Origin of the sequence: Acidovorax sp. T1 (assembly GCF_002176815.1) — a bacterium.
Taxonomy (GTDB): Bacteria; Pseudomonadota; Gammaproteobacteria; order Burkholderiales; family Burkholderiaceae_C; genus Acidovorax.
This window is the reverse complement of sequence record NZ_CP021648.1, coordinates 778,724-794,824: the sequence shown is the minus strand read 5'-3', so window position 1 is coordinate 794,824 and position 16,101 is coordinate 778,724. Positions and strand designations below refer to the sequence as shown.

Here is a 16,101-nt window from a genome sequence, read left to right as displayed (position 1 = left end):
TGATTTTTTCTAAAAATTTCACAAAGAACCCTTGGTGGACGGAATGACGCCCGCCGAGCGCGGATCACGCTCCAGCGCGGCGCGCAGCGTGCGCCCGAACGCCTTGAAGATGGTCTCGCACTGGTGGTGGGCATTGATGCCCTTGAGGTTGTCAATGTGCAGCGTGACGCCGGCGTGGTTCGCGAAGCCCTGGAAAAACTCGTACACCAGTTGCGTGTCGAGTTGGCCAATGCTGCCCGCCGTGAACTTCACATCGATGTGCAGGCCCGGGCGGCCCGAGAAATCGACCACCACGCGCGAGAGCGCTTCATCCAGCGGCACGTAGGCATGGCCATAGCGGCGGATTCCCTTCTTGTCGCCCACGGCGCGCGCAAAGGCCTGGCCCAGGGTGATGCCCACGTCTTCCACCGTGTGGTGGCCGTCGATGTGCAGGTCGCCATCGCAATCAATTTCCAGATCGATCAGGCCGTGGCGGGCAATCTGGTCGAGCATGTGGTCAAAAAAGCCGATGCCCGTGTGCAGCTTGGCCTGGCCGGTGCCATCCAGGTTGATGCGCACGCGGATGCGCGTCTCGGCGGTGTTGCGGCTGACTTCGGCGATGCGGTCGGCCAGGGGATCGGGGGACGTGGAGGTGACGAGTGCGGAGGAAGTCATAAGGAGGCCTGGAGTGCAGCCAGCATCTGTGCGTTGTCTTGTGCATTGCCCACCGTGAGGCGCAGGCAGTTGGCCAGCAATGGGTGCATTGTAGAAACGTTCTTGACCAGGACCTTGCGGGTTTTCATGCCCTCGTAGGCCTTGGCCGAATCTGCCACGCGCACCAGCACCATGTTGGCCTCGCTGTCCCAGCACTTTTCGATGCCGGGCATCTGGCGCAGCGCCTCGATCAGCACCATGCGCTGGGCCACCAGTTCGGCCGCCTGCGCGGCAAACACGTCGGCATGCTCCAGCGCGAACAGCGCGGCTTCGCCATTGAGCACGCTCACGTTGTAGGGCGGGCGCACCTTGTCGATCTCGGCCACCAGCGCGGCCGTGCCGATCAGGTAACCCAGACGCACTCCCGCCAGGCCAAACTTGCTGAGCGTACGCATGAGCAGAACATGCTGGTTGCGCTGGGCTTCAGCGCGCATGCGGTCGATAAAGGTGCGACTGGCAAAGGGCTGGTAGGCCTCGTCCACCACCACGATGCCGCCCTGGGCGCCCGCGGCGTCGATGATGCGCTGCACCGCGCCCTCGTCCCACAGCGTGGCCGTGGGGTTGTTGGGGTAGGCGATGTAGGTGATGGCCGGCTGGTGCTGTGCAACAGCGGCCAGCATGGCGGCCTCGTCCAGCTCGAAATCGGCCGTGAGCGGCACACCCACAAAGTCCAGCCCCTGCAGCTTGGCGCTCATGGCATACATCACGAAGCCGGGTACGGGCGCCAGCACCACCGGGCGCCGGCCCGCATCGGCCCCGGGCGGCAGCGCGCAGGCCAGCGAGACTAGGCTGATGAGCTCGTCCGAACCGTTGCCCAAAATCAGCGCGTTGCCATCGGGCATGCCGGCGTGGCACGCCAGCGCGGCGCGCAGGTCGTCGTTGCGTGGACCGGGGTAACGGTTGAGTTCCAGCGCGCCCAGGCGCTGGCCCAATTCAGCCTGCAACGCGGGCGGCAGGCCGAAGGGATTTTCCATCGCATCCATCTTGAGCAGGCCCGCGGCGGGCTGCACGCGGTAGGCATGCATGGCGCGCACGTCGGGGCGGATGCGGGCCAGGGCGTTGAGGGGTGTCGATGGAGCGGCGGCGGAGGTCATTCAGCAATGTCCAGTGTGTTGGGAGCCACAAAAAAGAATGGGTGGATCATGGGCACGGCAGCCATCCGGGCATCGTGCACCAAGGCCTCGGTCAGCGTTGCGGTGACTTTAGCGACGGCTGCAGCCGCATCTCCGCCGCGCGCGCATGGGCCTGCAGGCCTTCGCCATGGGCCAGCACGCTGGCGATGTGGCCCAGCGTCTGCGCGCCGGCTTCGCTCACTTCGATGAGGCTGCTGCGCTTTTGAAAGTCGTACACGCCCAAAGGCGAGCTGAAACGCGCCGTGCCGCTGGTGGGCAGCACATGGTTGGGGCCGGCGCAGTAGTCGCCCAGGCTCTCCGAGGTGTAGGCGCCCAGAAAGATGGCGCCGGCGTGGCGCAGCAAAGGCTCCCAGCGGTGCGGGTCGTTGCTGCTGACTTCCAGGTGCTCGGGCGCGATGCGGTTGCTGATGGCGCAGGCTTCTTCCATGTCTTTCGTGAGGATCAACGCGCCGCGGCCGGTGAGGCTTTTGGCGATGATCTCGGCGCGCGGCATGGCGGGCAGCAGGCGGTCGATGGCCTCTTGCACCGCGTCGATGTAGGCCGCGTCGGGGCACAGCAGAATGCTTTGCGCCAGCTCGTCATGCTCGGCCTGCGAAAAAAGGTCCATGGCCACCCAGTCGGGCGGCGTGCTGCCGTCGGCCAGCACCAAAATTTCAGAGGGGCCGGCAATCATGTCGATGCCCACGGTGCCGAACACGCGCTTTTTGGCGCTGGCCACATAGGCGTTGCCGGGGCCGGTGATCTTGTCCACCTTGGGCACCGTGGCCGTGCCGTAGGCCAGCGCCGCCACAGCCTGCGCGCCGCCGATGGTGAAGGCGCGCGTGACGCCGGCCACGTAGGCGGCGGCCAGCACGAGCAGGTTTTTGGTGCCGAGCGAAGTCGGCCAAGGGCCGTCCCTGCGGGCTGGCGTGGGCACCACCATGATGATCTCGCCCACCCCGGCCACATGCGCGGGGATGGCGTTCATGAGCACGCTGCTGGGGTAAGCAGCCTTGCCGCCGGGCACATAGATGCCCACGCGGTCGAGCGGCGTGACCTTCTGGCCCAGCAGCGTGCCGTCTTCGTCGCGGTAGCTCCAGCTCTCGCCCGAGGCCTTTTTCTGCGCCTCGTGGTACTTGCGCACGCGGGCGGCGGCGGCCTGCAAGGCGTCGCGCTGCACGGCGGGAATGGCATCGAACGCGGCTTTCAATTCGGCCTGCGTCAGCTCCAGCGCCGCCATGCCCGGCGCCGTGAGGCCGTCAAAGCGCTCGGTGTATTCCAGCACCGCCGCATCGCCGCGCTGCTGCACATCGGCCAGGATATCGGCCACGCGCTGCTCGATGGCCGCATCGGTGTCGGCAGACCAATGCAGCCGGGCGGCAAAATCAGCCTCAAAAGTGGCTGCAGCGGTGGACAGGCGGGCGGGAGCAGCTACCAAAGTCATAGTGTGATGCGGTGAAGATTCAGTTCTTTGGCGCAGGAATAGCCGAGGCGAACGCATCGATGATGCGGCGCAGCGGCGCTTGCTTGAGCTTGAGCGCCGCCTGGTTGACCACCAGGTGCGAGCTGATGTCCATGATGCGCTCCACCTCGACGAGGTGGTTGGCCTTGAGCGTGTTGCCGGTGGACACCAGATCGACGATGGCATCGGCCAGGCCCGTCAGCGGCGCCAGTTCCATGCTGCCGTAGAGCTTGACCATGTCCACATGCACGCCCTTGGCCGCAAAGAAGTCGCGCGCAATGCTGGTGTACTTGGTGGCCACCTTCAGGCGCGAGCCTTTTTTGACGGCCTGGGCATAGTCGAAATCGTTGCGCACGGCCACGCTGACGCGGCACTTGGCGATTTGCAGATCGAGCGGCTGGTACAGGCCCTGGCCGCCATGCTCGATGAGGGTGTCCTTGCCGGTCACGCCGATGTCGGCACCGCCGTATTCGACATAGGTGGGCACATCGGTGGCGCGCACCAGCACCACACGCACGTTGGGCTGGTTGGTGGGCAGGATGAGCTTGCGCGATTTTTCGGGGTCTTCCAGCACCTCGATGCCGGCTGCGGCCAGCAGCGGCAGGGTTTCTTCAAAGATGCGGCCCTTGGAGAGCGCCAGGGTGATCATGCTCATGGTGTTCCTGATGTGAGCGCCGCCGGGCCGCCCCAAGGCGCGAAGGCCCCCTCGGGGGGCAGCGACCCAATGCAATGGCGGAGCGTGGGGGTCATATTTTCAAGCGCCGCCGGGCCGCCCCAAGGCGCGAAGACCCCCTCGGGGGGCAGCGACCCAATGCAATGGCGGAGCGTGGGGGTCATATTTTCAAGCGCCGCCGGGCCGCCCCAAGGCGCGAGGGCCCCCTCGGGGGGCAGCGACCCAATGCAATGGCGGAGCGTGGGGGTCATATTCTTTCAATATCGGCGCCGATGCCGCGCAGCTTGGCTTCCATGCAGTCGTAGCCGCGGTCCAGGTGGTAGATGCGGTCCACCACGGTTTCGCCGTCGGCCACCAGACCAGCGATGACCAGGCTGGCCGAGGCCCGCAGGTCGGTGGCCATCACGGTGGCGCCAGACAAGCGCGGGCCACCTTCGATGACCGCCACCTTGCCGTCGGTCTGGATCTTGGCGCCCAGGCGCACCAGTTCATCGACGTGCATGAAGCGGTTTTCAAAAATCGTCTCGGTCACCCGGGCCGTGCCCTGCGCAATGCAATTGAGCGCCATGAACTGCGCCTGCATGTCGGTGGGGAAACCGGGGTATTCGGTGGTGCGAAAGCCCTGCGCCTTGAGCGTGGCGCCGCCGGCGCTGCGCACGCGGATGCCGCCTTCGACCGCCTGCACGTCGGCACCGGCCTCGCGCAGTTTTTCGATCACTGCATCCAGGTGGTCGGCGCGCCCATGGCGCAGCACCACATCGCCGCCGGTGGCCGCCACGGCACACAAAAAGGTGCCGGCCTCGATGCGGTCGGCCACCACGCGGTGGGTGCAACCGTGCAGCCGCTCGACGCCCTGGATGCGGATGCGGCTGGTGCCATGGCCTTCAATCTTTGCGCCCATGGCGATCAGCATCTCGGCCAGGTCCGAAATTTCAGGCTCCTGGGCGGCGTTTTCCAGCACTGTCTCGCCCTCTGCCAGCGCAGCAGCCATGAGGAAGTTCTCGGTGCCCGTCACGGTGACCATGTCGGTGGTGATGCGTGCGCCCTTCAGGCGCGTCCATCCTGCCGGCAGCCTGGCGATCATGTAGCCGTGCTCGACCACGATCTCGGCGCCCATGGCGGCCATGCCCTTGATGTGCTGGTCCACCGGGCGCGAACCGATGGCGCAGCCACCGGGCAGCGACACTGTGGCCTCGCCAAAGCGGGCCAGCAGCGGGCCCAGCGCCAGGACCGAGGCGCGCATGGTCTTGACCAGTTCGTAGGGGGCCTCGGGCGTATTGAGCGCACCGGCGTCAATGCGCACGGTGCCGTCGTCCGATCGATCGGCCGTCACGCCCATGTTGCGGATGAGCTTGAGCATGGTGCCCACATCCTGCAACTGGGGAACATTCAGCAGCGTCACCGGCTCGGCTGTGAGGAGTGCGGCGCACAACTCCGGCAAGGCGGCGTTCTTGGCGCCAGAGACCAGCACCTCGCCATGGAGGGTGCGTCCGCCGCGGATCAGGAGTTTGTCCATCGCAAAAGTCAGAAATATGTATGAAAAGTGCTTCTAGCGCTTATGAATAAAGCGCTAACAGCTATTAATTTAAGAGCACCAATCCACTATTCACTGTGCCTGCGTTGCCCACTCTGCGGGCGTGAAGGTCTTCATCGACAGGGCATGCACTTCGTCATTGGCCAGCTTGGCGCCCAACGTGGCATATACGCGCTGGTGACGCTGAATGGCCCGCTTGCCCTCGAACTCGGCCGAGACGATGGTGGCATACCAGTGGCGGCCGTCGCCCTCCAGCGTGATGTGATCGCAGGCCAGGCCCGCGGCGATGATGTCTTTGAGTTGGTCTGCAGTCATGTCAGTTCCGAATTTTGTAGCCGATGCGCAGCAGGTGCACGGCAAAAAGGCTCACGGCCAGCCAAGCAATGCCCACGATGCCCAGGCTGAGCCAGGGAGAAGTGTCGCTCTGGCCAAAAAAGCCATAGCGAAAGCCGTCAATCATGTAGAAAAAAGGATTCAGGTGGCTCACGGTCTGCCAGAAAGGCGGCAGCGACTGGATTGAATAAAAAACGCCCGACAGAAACGTCATGGGCACGATGACAAAGTTCTGGAACGCCGCCATCTGGTCGAACTTGTCGGCCCACAGCCCGGCAATCAGCCCCAGCGTGGCCAGCAGGGCCGCGCCCAGAAATGCAAAAACCACAATCCACAGCGGCGCAGCAAACTCAGGCCGCGCAAACGCCAGGGTCACAATGAATACCCCCAGCCCCACGACCAGCCCGCGCACCACGGACGAGCCCACATAGGCCACGAACCAGGCCCAGTGCGACAGTGGCGTGAGCAGCAAAAACACCAGGCTGCCCATGATCTTGCTCTGAACCAGGCTCGATGAGCTGTTGGCGAAGGCGTTTTGCAGCACGCTCATCATCACCAGCCCCGGCACCAGAAAAGCGGTGTAGCTGATGCGGTCATACACCTTTACATGGTCTTCGAGCACATGGCCAAAGATCAGCAGGTACAGCACGGCGGTGAGCACGGGCGCCGCCACGGTCTGGAAGCTCACCTTCCAAAAGCGCAGCACTTCCTTGTAGAACAGGGTTTGCCAGCCGGTCATAGCGCAACCCCTTCCATGGGGATGTTTGAAGCCGACGTGCCCGACATGACTTGCAGGAATACGTCTTCCAGGTCCGGCCGGCGGATCTCCATGTCCTGCACTTCCACGCCCGCCACGCGCAGGGCGGCCAGATGGCTTTCAATCTCGGCCGCGTCGTGCGCAGGCAGCTGCACAATGCGGCCGGTGACACGCGCCACGGCCGCCAGAGATGGTGGCAGCAACGCATCGGTCTTGAACTGCAGCACGCTGCCCGAGGCCGCCTTGAGCAGCTCCGACGTGCGGTTGAGCGCCACCACGCGCCCGGCCTTGAGCATCGCGATGCGCCCGCACAGGGCCTCGGCCTCTTCCAGGTAATGGGTGGTGAGCAGCACCGTGTGCCCCTCTTTGTTCAGGCGGGCGATAAAGTGCCAGAGCGTCTGGCGCAACTCCACATCCACGCCCGCCGTGGGTTCATCGAGCACGATGATGGGCGGCTTGTGCACCAGGGCCTGGGCCACCAGCACGCGCCGTTTCATGCCACCCGACAGCTGGCGCATGTTGGCGTTGGCCTTGTCCGACAGGCCCAGGTTGGCCAGCAGTTCGTCAATCCAGGCGTCGTTGTTCTTCACGCCAAAATAGCCCGACTGAAAGCGCAGCGCCTCGCGCACGTTGAAAAACGGATCGAACACCAGCTCTTGCGGCACCACGCCCAGCTTGCGCCGGGCCTCGGCAAAGTGCGTCTGCACATCACTGCCCTGCACCAGCACACGCCCGCTGGTGGCGCGCGCCAGGCCGGCCAAGATGCTGATGAGGGTGGTTTTGCCGGCACCGTTGGGGCCGAGGAGCCCGAAGAACTCGCCCTCCTCGATGTCCAGGCTGACCTGGTTCAGTGCCTGGAAGGGGCCCTTGGAGGTGACAAAGGTCTTGGAGATGGCTTGGAAGGAGACTGCGGGCATGAAGCCTTTGATTTTAAGGCCTTGGCGTGCGTACCGCACCCCGGGGCCAACGACACCCCGGCGCCCGAAGGCATTGGAACGTGTTGACGTTCTGGAAGCTGGCCCGGCCGACCGGCGCAAAAGTTCAGTCGGACACCTGCAGCAAGGCATCCACGCCATACAGGCCGGCCATGCCGACCAGCGCTGCGGGCAGGCCCTTCAGGACAAAGGCCTTGCGATCGGCCAGCACTTCACGCCGGCATTCCAGCAGCACCGCCAGCGCAGAGCTGTCGAACACGGCCAGCGCGCTGGCATCCACCACCACCTCGGGCCCCTTGAGGACCTTCAGCCCCTGGACCAGCATGCGCAGGCAGGCGCTGGCCTGGCGGTGGGTGAGTTCGGAAGGAAGTACCAACATGCGCGGGATCTCGCTGTCAGCCCTTGGCGGCATTCGTCTTGTTGCGGGTCACAAGCGCTTCAATGAGGCCGTCCACGCCGCGCGCATTGATCTCGGTGGCGAACTGGCCGCGGTAGGTTTCGACCAGCCACACACCCAGCACGTTCAGGTTGTAGATCTTCCAGCCGGCGCCTTGACCGGGGGTTTTTTCCAGCCGGTAGTCGAGCTGGATCGGTTCACCACTGCCCGTGACCTCGGTGCGCACCAGTACATCCTTGTCATCGGCCGCGGCACGCAGGGGCTTCATGGCGATGGTCTGGTCGGTCACCTGGGCCAGAGCCCCGGCATAGGTGCGCACCAGCAGGATCTTGAACTCTTCCTGCAGGCGCTTTTGCTGCTCGGGGCTGGCCTGGCGCCAGCCCGGGCCCACGGCAGCCGCCGTCATGCGCCGGAAATTCACGTTGGGCATGATGATCCTGTCCACCACGGCGATCACCTTGGTGATGTCGCCCGCCTTGACGGCCTTGTCGCCACGAACAGTTTCGATCACCTCGGTAGACAGGCGCTTGATCAGCGCGTCGGGCGCTTCGTCGGCAGCCATGGCACTCCACGGCACCATGGAGCAGGCCACGGCCAGCGTCGCGGCCATGCGGCCCAGATTGCGTCGATTCATCATGTGAGGTCTTTCCATCGGGCGACTGTGTCGCCTGTCATTTGATTGTGTTGGGCCACCGTGTAGGCCATGCGTCGCTGCGTTGTGCGGATGCAAGCAATTGCAACCGCGCGCATCGCTGGCAGCGCTCAACGATCGGCTTCCGGTTCGGGCGGCAGCATGCCGTCGTTGTCATCGCCACCGTCTCCATCACGGGCACCGGGACGTTGTGCGCTCTGGGCGCGCAACTGCAGGAACACATCCCGTGTGAAGCTGTACTTGTCCAGTGCCACGCTTTCCAGCACAGCCCCGGCCCCCAGCAGGTCGGCGCGGGTATCCACCAGCCGCAGGGCATACAGCGAATTGCGTGCAGACACTGAGTCAAACTGGCCTACCAGGTTTCCCTGCCTGTCCACGGGCATTGCCAGCGTGTCGCGTACGGTGGATGGGCCCAGCAGGGGCAGCACCAGATAGGGTCCCGTGGGCACGCCCCAGCGCCCCAGCGTGAGACCAAAATCCTGCCGGTTGCGCTCAACCCCCATCTCCGATGCAATATCGAGCACCCCGCCCAGACCAAACACTGTGTTGACGTTAAAACGCACCAGGCTGGAGAGCGCTTCTTCGGGGCGCAGTTGCAAAACGTTGTTCACAAACGACCAGACGTCTCCCAGGTTGCCAAAGAAGTTGTTCACCCCCGTGCGCACCGGCGAGGGCACAGCGTCCTTGTAGGCCGTGGCCACGGGCTTGAGGACCGCCTCATCCACGCCATCATTGAACCGGGTCATGCTGCGGTTGTAGGGCTCCAAGGGGTCATCGGGATGGGCTCCTGGGCCGCTGGCGCAACCCGCCAGCAGCGCTGCTCCCAGCACCAGGGAGCACCAGCGCAGGCCTGCGCGGGCAAATCGGGACGCTCCATCATGGCGGGCAAAGCCCGCAGTCTTCCAGGTCATCATTTTTTCCTGCCTGCGTCCGAAGGCGTGCCGCCCTCCTCCGCCTTGCTGTAAAGAAACTGCCCGATCAGGTTTTCCAGAACCACGGCAGATTGTGTGGCAGTGAGGTTGTCGCCCCCGACCAGGTTTTTTTCGTCGGCCCCGGCCTCGATGCCGATGTATTGCTCGCCCAGCAAACCGCTGGTCAGTATCTTCAGGGAACTATCCTTGGGGAAAGCATACTGCTTGTCCAGTTCCAGCGTCACGCGCGCCTGGAAGGTCTTGTCGTCAAACGCGATCGACTCGACACGCCCGATCACCACCCCCGCGCTGCGCACCGCCGCCTTGGGCTTGAGGCCGCCAATGTTGTCGAAACGCGCGGTCACGCGGTAACCGGTCTGAAAATTCAGTTGCAGCAGGTTGGCCGACTGCAGCGCCAGAAACACCAGCGCGGCGGCTGCGAGCATGACAAACAGGCCTACCCAGAGATCGTTTTTGGATTGTTGCATCGTGCTTTCCTTGTCACGCCGGCTGCGCCAGCGTCAGATACTGAACATCATGGCCGTGAGGAGGAAGTCCAGCGCCAGCACCGCCAGCGAGGCCATCACCACGGTGCGCGTGGTGGCACGCGAAACCCCTTCGGGCGTCGGATTGGCCGTGTAGCCCTGCAGCAGCGCCACGAAGGTCACGGTGAAACCAAACACCACACTCTTGATGACGCTGTTGCCCAGGTCACTGAAAACATCCACACCGCCCTGCATCTGGCTCCAGAAGGCCCCGCCGTCCAGCCCAATCATGGGCACCGCCACCGCCCAGCCGCCCACAACGCCCACTGCGTTGAATACCAGCGTCAGCAAAGGCATGGCAATGACACCGGCCCAGAAACGGGGCACAAGAATGCGGCGCACGGGGTCCACGGCCATCATCTCCATGGCGCTCAACTGCTCGCCGGCGCGCATCAGCCCGATCTCGGCGGTGAGCGAGGTGCCCGCGCGCCCTGCAAACAGCAAGGCGGCGATGACCGGACCCAGCTCGCGCAGCAAGCTCAGCGCCAGCACCTGGCCCAAAGCCTCGGTGGAGCCAAAATCCTGCAGCGTGTAGAACCCCTGCAGCGCCAGCACAAAGCCCACGAAAAGGCCCGATACGGCAATGATGGCCAGCGAGTAGTTGCCCAGAAAATGCACCTGGTCGCGCACCAGCCCGGGGCGCTGCACGGCCGCCGGAAACAGCCGTACCAACCGCCAGAACAGGCGCGCGGCCTGGCCGACATCGGCCAGCTGGCTGCGCACGGCCAGGCCCACATCCGAAGGACGCCACCAGCTCATGCAGACCTCCCGTCCAGCGGACCAAAATCACTGGCCGCCGTGGGCCCCGGGTAATGAAAAGGCACCGGCCCTGTGGGCAGCGCATTGACAAACTGGTGCACCAGCGGATCGGTGCTGGCGCGCACTTCATCGGGGGTTCCCTGCGCCGCCACCACGCCAGCGCCGAGGATGATCACATGGTCGGCCAGCGCAAAGGTGGCTTCCAGGTCGTGCGAGACCAGGATGGTAGTGAGCCCCATGGCGTCATTGAGCTGGCGAATAAGTTGCGCAGCCGTGCCCAGCGAAATGGGATCGAGCCCGGCAAAAGGCTCGTCATACATGACGAGTTCAGGGTCCAGCACAATCGCACGCGCCAACGCCACGCGCCGCGCCATGCCGCCCGAAATCTGGCTGGGCATGAGGTCGCGCGCACCGCGCAGGCCCACGGCATGGAGCTTCATGAGCACGATGTCGCGCACCAGCGCGTCCGACAGATCGGTGTGCTCGCGCAGCGGAAACGCCACGTTTTCAAACACATTCAGATCGGTGAACAGCGCGCCAAACTGGAACAGCATGCCCATGCGCCGGCGCGCCGCATACAGGCCGGCCGCATCCATGCGCCCCACGTCCTTGTGGTCGAACAGGACTTCGCCCTGCTGCGCCCGGTATTGACCGCCAATCAGGCGCAGCACCGTGGTCTTGCCCCCACCCGAGGCCCCCATGAGCGCCGTCACTTTGCCGCGCGGGATCTTCAGCGACATGTCGCGCAGGATCACGCGCTCGCCGTACCCGAAGGTGACGTTGCGCAACTCTGCCAGCGCGCTGGCAGGCGATGAATCGTTGGATGGCATGGTGCAAGACAAAAAACGCCGCCAAGGACAGAGACCCCGACGGCAGGCCCAGCATCATAAGGGAAACCCCTCCGTTTTGCCGAGCCAACCGTTAAAACCCGTGGTTGGCATGCGACGTTTAGCTATGCCCAACGGTTATTAAAAATTGCTCGCACAGACACGCGTTGCCGACAGGGCGCGGTCAGGCTTGCATGGACCGGGGTCTTGGCTGGGTGTGCCTGGCAAAGCATCGCTTCAACCCAGGCACCCAGGCCCATAACGCTATTAAATAAATAGCTATTAGCGCTTATCCCACGTGCGCAAGGCACCGATTTCATTCAAAAATCAAAGCATGTGCTGCAAAAACGCCCGCGCCCGCTCATGCCCCGGATCGGCAAAAAACTCGGCCGCCGGCCGCGCTGCCACCAGCTCGCCCTGGTCCATGAAAGCCACGGTGTGGGCCACCTCGCGCGCAAAGCCCATTTCGTGGGTGACCACCAGCATGGTCATGTGCTCCTCGGCCAGTTCGCGCATGGTGCGCAGCACCTCGCCGGTGAGCTCGGGGTCGAGGGCCGAGGTGGGCTCGTCGAACAGCATGATGTCCGGCTCCATGCACAGCGCGCGCGCGATGGCCACGCGCTGCTTTTGACCGCCCGACAGGCGCTCGGGATAGTTGTCGCGCTTGGCCGACAAGCCCACCTTGGCCAGCAGCGCCTCGGCGCGGGCCACGGCCGCGCCGCGCGCCAGGCCCTGCACCACCATGGGCGCCTCGATCAGGTTCTCCAGCACCGTGAGGTGCGGGAACAAATTGAAATGCTGGAACACCATGCCGGTCTTGCGGCAGATGCGGCGCAACTCGGCATCGGGGGCGTAGCTGCAGCGGCCCTGCGCGTCGGTGCTGGCCAGCGTTTCGCCTTCGATGGCGATGTGGCCGCCGTCGATGGTTTCCAGGTGGTTCAGGCAGCGCAGAAAGGTGCTCTTGCCGGAGCCGGACGGCCCGATCACCGCCACCACCTCGCCCCGGCGCACGCGCAGCGACACGCCCCGCAGCACCGGGTTGTCGCCGAAGGCCTTGCGCAGCTCGCGCGCCTCGATCATGGGGACGTCACGGGTCGTGTCACTGATCGAATTTGGCATAGCGTTTTTCCAGGCGCTGGAAGCCCCAGGTGAGCAACAGGGTCATGAGCAGATAGAAGGCCGCCGCCACGATGAACGGCGTGGTGGTGAAGTCGCGCTGCACGATGCCGCGCGCGGCGCGCAGCAGGTCATTGAGCGCCAGCACGTAAATGAGGGACGTGTCCTTGACCAGCGTGATGGTCTCGTTGCTCATGGGCGGCAAGATGCTGCGCACCATCTGCGGCAGCACGATGCGGCGCATGGTCTGGCCGTAGTTCATGCCCAGCACCTTGGCGGCCTCGTACTGCCCACGGTCCACCGACTGGATGCCGGCGCGAAAGATCTCGGCAAAGTAGGCCGCGTAGTTCAGCGCAAACGCCGCCACGGCGGCCGGAAAGTCCGGCAGGCGCACGCCGATCACCGGCACGAACGGCAGCGCAAAGTAGATGAACAGCATCTGCAGCATGAGCGGCGTGCCGCGCATGAGCCAGATGTAGCCGTTCACGGCCGTCGACAGCGGCGCAAAGCGCGACAGACGCGCCAGCGCCAGCGCTAGGCCCAGCGGCACCGCGAGCACCAGCGTGATAGCAAACAGCTTCAGCGTGACGGCGGCGCCCTGCGCCAGCGGGCCCAGAAGGGAGAGAACGTAGTCCATGCTGTGGCGACTGCTCCGAGAGAATTTTCCAGTGACCGTTGCAACTGGCGCTCCCCATGCCAGGGCAGCCGAGCAAGGGCCGCCCCGCAGCGAGGGCTGCGTCCCCCTTCCCGAATTGCGCAGCAATTCGAGAGAAGGGGGAAGGCGCGCAGCGCCTCAGGGGGTTGTACTTTATTTAATAATGTTCTTGCCAAACCACTGCTCGGCAATCTTCGCGGCGGCGCCGTCGGCCTTCATGTCGGCCAGGGCCTTGTCGATCTTGCCGTGCAGGTCGGTGTCGTCCTTGCGCAGGCCCACGCCATATTCCTCGGTGCCGAAGTTGTCGTCCAGAACGGCGTAGTCGCCCGGCTTCTTGGCCACGTAGTAGCGGCCCACCACCTCATCGACCACCACGGCTTCCAGGCGGCCAGTGGTCAGGTCCATCAGGGCGGTCACGTTGTCGCCGAAGGTCTTGAGTTCCTTGAACGATTTGAAAACGGCGTCTTCCTTCTTCACGGCATCCACGGCGCTGGAGCCTTCCTGGGCGCCGACCACCTTGCCGGCCAGATCGGCCTTGGTCTTGATGGCGGAGTTGGCGGCCACCACGATGATCTGGTGGTTTTCCATGTAGGGCGCGGTGAACGCGATGTTCTGCTTGCGCTCTTCGGTGATGGTCAGACCATTCCACAGCGCATCCACGCGCTTGCCCGACAGCTCGGCCTCCTTGGCGCTCCAGTCGATAGGCTTGAACTCCACTTCCACACCCAGGCGCTTGGCGGCTTCCTTGGCCATGTCGATGTCAAAGCCGACCAGCTCGTTCTTCTCGTTGCGAAAACCCATGGGCGGGAAGTTGTCGTCCAGGCCGACGACGATCTTGGTCACTGCCGCTGGCGCGGGTGCGGCGGCGGGCGCAGCGGGCTCCTGCTTGGAGCATCCCGCCAGCACGGCGCCCAAGGTCAGCAAAGCAACAGCGGCAATTTTCTTCATGGTGTAGCGATTCTCGAAAAGAAAAGAACGGACAAAGGGAAATCAGGGCGCGGCCCATGCCGGCACGGTGGCGCGACACGGAACGCCCTGCCCCAGGAAAACCCGCGATTGTCCCACCGATGGCGTCTATCGGTGGGTAGAGGGCCTCCGCCACACATTGATTTTTGATGAAATCAACCTGCAGCGCTTACCCAGCAAGCGTTAGATGCTATTAACTTCGCAGCAATTGAAAGCGGCGCCCGCAGGCGCCGCTGATCGGTCATGGCCAAAGGCCGGTCAACGTGGCAGATCGGAGTAGCCCATCAGGAACTCGTCCACGGCGCGCGCCGCCTGGCGGCCTTCGCGGATGGCCCAGACCACCAGCGACTGGCCCCGGCGAATGTCGCCAGCCGCAAACACCTTGGGCACGTTGGTGGCATAGCCGCCGTCGAACTCGGTGGTGGCACGGGCATTGCCGCGCGCGTCCTTGTCCACGCCAAAGGCGTCGAGCACCGGCGCCACGGGGCTCACAAAGCCCATGGCCAGCAGCACCAGGTCGGCCTGGTAGTGCTTTTCGGTGCCGGGCACTTCCACCAGCTTGCCGTCCTTGAACTCGACCTGCACCGTGGTCAGGCTCTTGACCTTGCCCTTTTCGCCCGTGAACTCCTTGGTGGAAATGGCGAACTCGCGCACGCAGCCTTCTTCGTGGCTGGAACTGGTGCGCAGCTTGAGCGGCCAGTAGGGCCAGGTGAGCGGGCGGTTTTCCACTTCGGGGGGCTGGGGCATCACCTCGAACTGGGTCACGCTGGCCGCGCCATGGCGGTTGCTGGTGCCCACGCAGTCGCTGCCGGTGTCGCCGCCACCGATCACGATGACATGCTTGCCCGTCGCCAGAATCTGGCCCTTGAGCTTGTCGCCCGCGTTGACCTTGTTCTGCTGGGGCAAAAATTCCATGGCGAAGTGGATGCCGTCGAGGTCCCGGCCAGGCACGGGCAGGTCGCGCGACTGCTCGGCGCCGCCGGTCAGCAGCACGGCGTCGAACTCTTTGTTCAGCTGCTCGGGGGTGATGGTTTCCTTGGCCCAGTTGGTCACCTTGGAGTCCTTGCCCAGGCCGTCCTTGGCGGCGCCCACGAACACGCTGGTGCGAATGACCACGCCTTCGGCTTCGAGCTGCTTGACGCGGCGGTCGATGTGCGACTTCTCCATCTTGAAGTCCGGGATGCCGTAGCGCAGCAGGCCGCCCACGCGGTCGTTCTTTTCGAACAGCGTGACGCTGTGGCCCGCACGGGCCAGTTGCTGGGCTGCGGCCAAGCCTGCGGGGCCGGAGCCCACCACGGCCACCTTCTTGCCCGTTTGGTGCTTGGCGGGGCGCGGCTGCACCCAGCCTTCGGCCCAGGCGCGGTCGATGATCGCGTGCTCGATGGACTTGATGCCCACCGCGTCGTCGTTCACGTTGAGCACACAGGCTGCCTCGCAGGGCGCGGGGCAGATGCGGCCGGTGAACTCGGGGAAGTTGTTGGTGCTGTGCAGCACCTCGATCGCGCTCTTCCAGTCCGCGTGGTACACGAGGTCGTTGAAGTCCGGAATGATGTTGTTCACCGGGCAGCCGTTGTTGCAAAACGGCGTGCCGCAGTCCATGCAGCGCGCGCCTTGCACCTTGGCCTGCGCCTCATCGAGGCCGATGACGAATTCCTTGTAATGCTTCAGGCGCTCGGGCACGGGCTTGTAGCCCTCTTCGATGCGCTCGTATTCCATGAAGCCGGTGGTTTTTCCCATGACGATGTCCTTGTCTATGAATGCTGTGCGAAGGTGG

The 16,101-nt window shown here is 64.5% G+C and carries 18 protein-coding genes; all 18 read right to left on the bottom strand.

All coding sequences use genetic code 11. The features are described 5' to 3' along the window. Positions 1–18: 18 nt before the first annotated feature. The 18 genes from hisB to CCX87_RS03685 all read right to left on the bottom strand — a co-directional run bounded on the left by hisB (position 19) and on the right by CCX87_RS03685 (position 16,064). Positions 19–654 (bottom strand): imidazoleglycerol-phosphate dehydratase HisB, encoded by a 636-nt coding sequence (hisB, locus tag CCX87_RS03770; protein WP_087743875.1) that lies wholly within the window; start codon positions 652–654, stop codon positions 19–21. Continuing rightward, a complete protein-coding gene (gene hisC, locus CCX87_RS03765) occupies positions 651–1,787 on the bottom strand; it encodes a histidinol-phosphate transaminase (protein ID WP_087743873.1) in 1,137 nt (378 codons plus the stop codon). The genes hisB and hisC overlap by 4 nt, the downstream gene beginning before the upstream one ends. Positions 1,788–1,878: 91 nt before the next feature. Beyond that, on the bottom strand, positions 1,879–3,249 hold the full coding sequence (gene hisD, locus CCX87_RS03760; RefSeq protein ID WP_087743871.1) for a histidinol dehydrogenase: 1,371 nt from the start codon (positions 3,247–3,249) through the stop codon (positions 1,879–1,881). A 19-nt stretch (positions 3,250–3,268) separates the two neighbouring features. Beyond that, positions 3,269–3,916 carry an ATP phosphoribosyltransferase gene (gene hisG, locus CCX87_RS03755; protein ID WP_087748159.1) on the bottom strand — a complete coding sequence of 216 codons (648 nt, stop codon included), beginning with the start codon at positions 3,914–3,916 and terminating at the stop codon, positions 3,269–3,271. A gap of 271 nt (positions 3,917–4,187) precedes the next feature. Continuing rightward, positions 4,188–5,456 (bottom strand): UDP-N-acetylglucosamine 1-carboxyvinyltransferase, encoded by a 1,269-nt coding sequence (gene murA, locus CCX87_RS03750; protein WP_087743869.1) that lies wholly within the window; start codon positions 5,454–5,456, stop codon positions 4,188–4,190. 90 nt (positions 5,457–5,546) lie between these two features. Beyond that, entirely contained in the window at positions 5,547–5,789 is a 243-nt protein-coding gene (locus CCX87_RS03745; protein WP_087743867.1) for a BolA family protein, read from the bottom strand. Position 5,790: 1 nt separating this feature from the next. Next, positions 5,791–6,546 (bottom strand): ABC transporter permease, encoded by a 756-nt coding sequence (locus tag CCX87_RS03740; protein WP_087743864.1) that lies wholly within the window; start codon positions 6,544–6,546, stop codon positions 5,791–5,793. After that, entirely contained in the window at positions 6,543–7,481 is a 939-nt protein-coding gene (locus tag CCX87_RS03735; protein ID WP_087743861.1) for an ABC transporter ATP-binding protein, read from the bottom strand. The genes CCX87_RS03740 and CCX87_RS03735 overlap by 4 nt, the downstream gene beginning before the upstream one ends. 124 nt (positions 7,482–7,605) lie before the next feature. Then, positions 7,606–7,878, bottom strand: coding sequence for an STAS domain-containing protein (locus tag CCX87_RS03730; protein ID WP_087748158.1), 273 nt, complete (start codon positions 7,876–7,878; stop codon positions 7,606–7,608). Between the two features lie 16 nt (positions 7,879–7,894). Then, complete coding sequence (locus CCX87_RS03725; protein WP_087743859.1) at positions 7,895–8,533, bottom strand: MlaC/ttg2D family ABC transporter substrate-binding protein; 639 nt, start codon at positions 8,531–8,533, stop codon at positions 7,895–7,897. Between the two features lie 125 nt (positions 8,534–8,658). Next, a complete protein-coding gene (locus CCX87_RS03720; RefSeq protein WP_087743857.1) occupies positions 8,659–9,462 on the bottom strand; it encodes an MlaA family lipoprotein in 804 nt (267 codons plus the stop codon). Continuing rightward, entirely contained in the window at positions 9,459–9,947 is a 489-nt protein-coding gene (mlaD, locus tag CCX87_RS03715; protein WP_087743855.1) for an outer membrane lipid asymmetry maintenance protein MlaD, read from the bottom strand. The genes CCX87_RS03720 and mlaD overlap by 4 nt, the downstream gene beginning before the upstream one ends. A 33-nt stretch (positions 9,948–9,980) precedes the next feature. Next, positions 9,981–10,763, bottom strand: a complete 783-nt coding sequence (mlaE, locus tag CCX87_RS03710) for a lipid asymmetry maintenance ABC transporter permease subunit MlaE (RefSeq protein WP_087743853.1) — start codon at positions 10,761–10,763, stop codon at positions 9,981–9,983. Beyond that, entirely contained in the window at positions 10,760–11,593 is an 834-nt protein-coding gene (locus CCX87_RS03705) for an ABC transporter ATP-binding protein (protein WP_087743850.1), read from the bottom strand. The genes mlaE and CCX87_RS03705 overlap by 4 nt, the downstream gene beginning before the upstream one ends. 324 nt (positions 11,594–11,917) lie before the next feature. Then, positions 11,918–12,709, bottom strand: a complete 792-nt coding sequence (locus CCX87_RS03700; RefSeq protein ID WP_087743848.1) for an amino acid ABC transporter ATP-binding protein — start codon at positions 12,707–12,709, stop codon at positions 11,918–11,920. Continuing rightward, positions 12,690–13,343, bottom strand: coding sequence for an amino acid ABC transporter permease (locus CCX87_RS03695; protein ID WP_087743846.1), 654 nt, complete (start codon positions 13,341–13,343; stop codon positions 12,690–12,692). Before CCX87_RS03695 ends, CCX87_RS03700 begins: the two co-directional genes overlap by 20 nt. A gap of 171 nt (positions 13,344–13,514) precedes the next feature. After that, the gene (locus CCX87_RS03690) at positions 13,515–14,309 is read right to left on the bottom strand and encodes an amino acid ABC transporter substrate-binding protein (RefSeq protein WP_087743844.1); all 795 of its coding nucleotides are present in this window, start codon (positions 14,307–14,309) and stop codon (positions 13,515–13,517) included. Between the two features lie 276 nt (positions 14,310–14,585). Then, positions 14,586–16,064: a glutamate synthase subunit beta gene (locus CCX87_RS03685; protein ID WP_087743842.1), complete on the bottom strand. Its 1,479-nt coding sequence runs from the start codon at positions 16,062–16,064 to the stop codon at positions 14,586–14,588. Positions 16,065–16,101: the final 37 nt, after the last annotated feature.

Coding starts and splice junctions, on each gene's coding strand:
- hisB (WP_087743875.1), bottom strand. CDS start 654: ATGACTTCCTCCGCACTCGTCACCTCCACGTCCCCCGATCCCCTGGCC.
- hisC (WP_087743873.1), bottom strand. CDS start 1,787: ATGACCTCCGCCGCCGCTCCATCGACACCCCTCAACGCCCTGGCCCGC.
- hisD (WP_087743871.1), bottom strand. CDS start 3,249: ATGACTTTGGTAGCTGCTCCCGCCCGCCTGTCCACCGCTGCAGCCACT.
- hisG (WP_087748159.1), bottom strand. CDS start 3,916: ATGATCACCCTGGCGCTCTCCAAGGGCCGCATCTTTGAAGAAACCCTG.
- murA (WP_087743869.1), bottom strand. CDS start 5,456: ATGGACAAACTCCTGATCCGCGGCGGACGCACCCTCCATGGCGAGGTG.
- CCX87_RS03745 (WP_087743867.1), bottom strand. CDS start 5,789: ATGACTGCAGACCAACTCAAAGACATCATCGCCGCGGGCCTGGCCTGC.
- CCX87_RS03740 (WP_087743864.1), bottom strand. CDS start 6,546: ATGACCGGCTGGCAAACCCTGTTCTACAAGGAAGTGCTGCGCTTTTGG.
- CCX87_RS03735 (WP_087743861.1), bottom strand. CDS start 7,481: ATGCCCGCAGTCTCCTTCCAAGCCATCTCCAAGACCTTTGTCACCTCC.
- CCX87_RS03730 (WP_087748158.1), bottom strand. CDS start 7,878: ATGTTGGTACTTCCTTCCGAACTCACCCACCGCCAGGCCAGCGCCTGC.
- CCX87_RS03725 (WP_087743859.1), bottom strand. CDS start 8,533: ATGATGAATCGACGCAATCTGGGCCGCATGGCCGCGACGCTGGCCGTG.
- CCX87_RS03720 (WP_087743857.1), bottom strand. CDS start 9,462: ATGATGACCTGGAAGACTGCGGGCTTTGCCCGCCATGATGGAGCGTCC.
- mlaD (WP_087743855.1), bottom strand. CDS start 9,947: ATGCAACAATCCAAAAACGATCTCTGGGTAGGCCTGTTTGTCATGCTC.
- mlaE (WP_087743853.1), bottom strand. CDS start 10,763: ATGAGCTGGTGGCGTCCTTCGGATGTGGGCCTGGCCGTGCGCAGCCAG.
- CCX87_RS03705 (WP_087743850.1), bottom strand. CDS start 11,593: ATGCCATCCAACGATTCATCGCCTGCCAGCGCGCTGGCAGAGTTGCGC.
- CCX87_RS03700 (WP_087743848.1), bottom strand. CDS start 12,709: ATGCCAAATTCGATCAGTGACACGACCCGTGACGTCCCCATGATCGAG.
- CCX87_RS03695 (WP_087743846.1), bottom strand. CDS start 13,343: ATGGACTACGTTCTCTCCCTTCTGGGCCCGCTGGCGCAGGGCGCCGCC.
- CCX87_RS03690 (WP_087743844.1), bottom strand. CDS start 14,309: ATGAAGAAAATTGCCGCTGTTGCTTTGCTGACCTTGGGCGCCGTGCTG.
- CCX87_RS03685 (WP_087743842.1), bottom strand. CDS start 16,064: ATGGGAAAAACCACCGGCTTCATGGAATACGAGCGCATCGAAGAGGGC.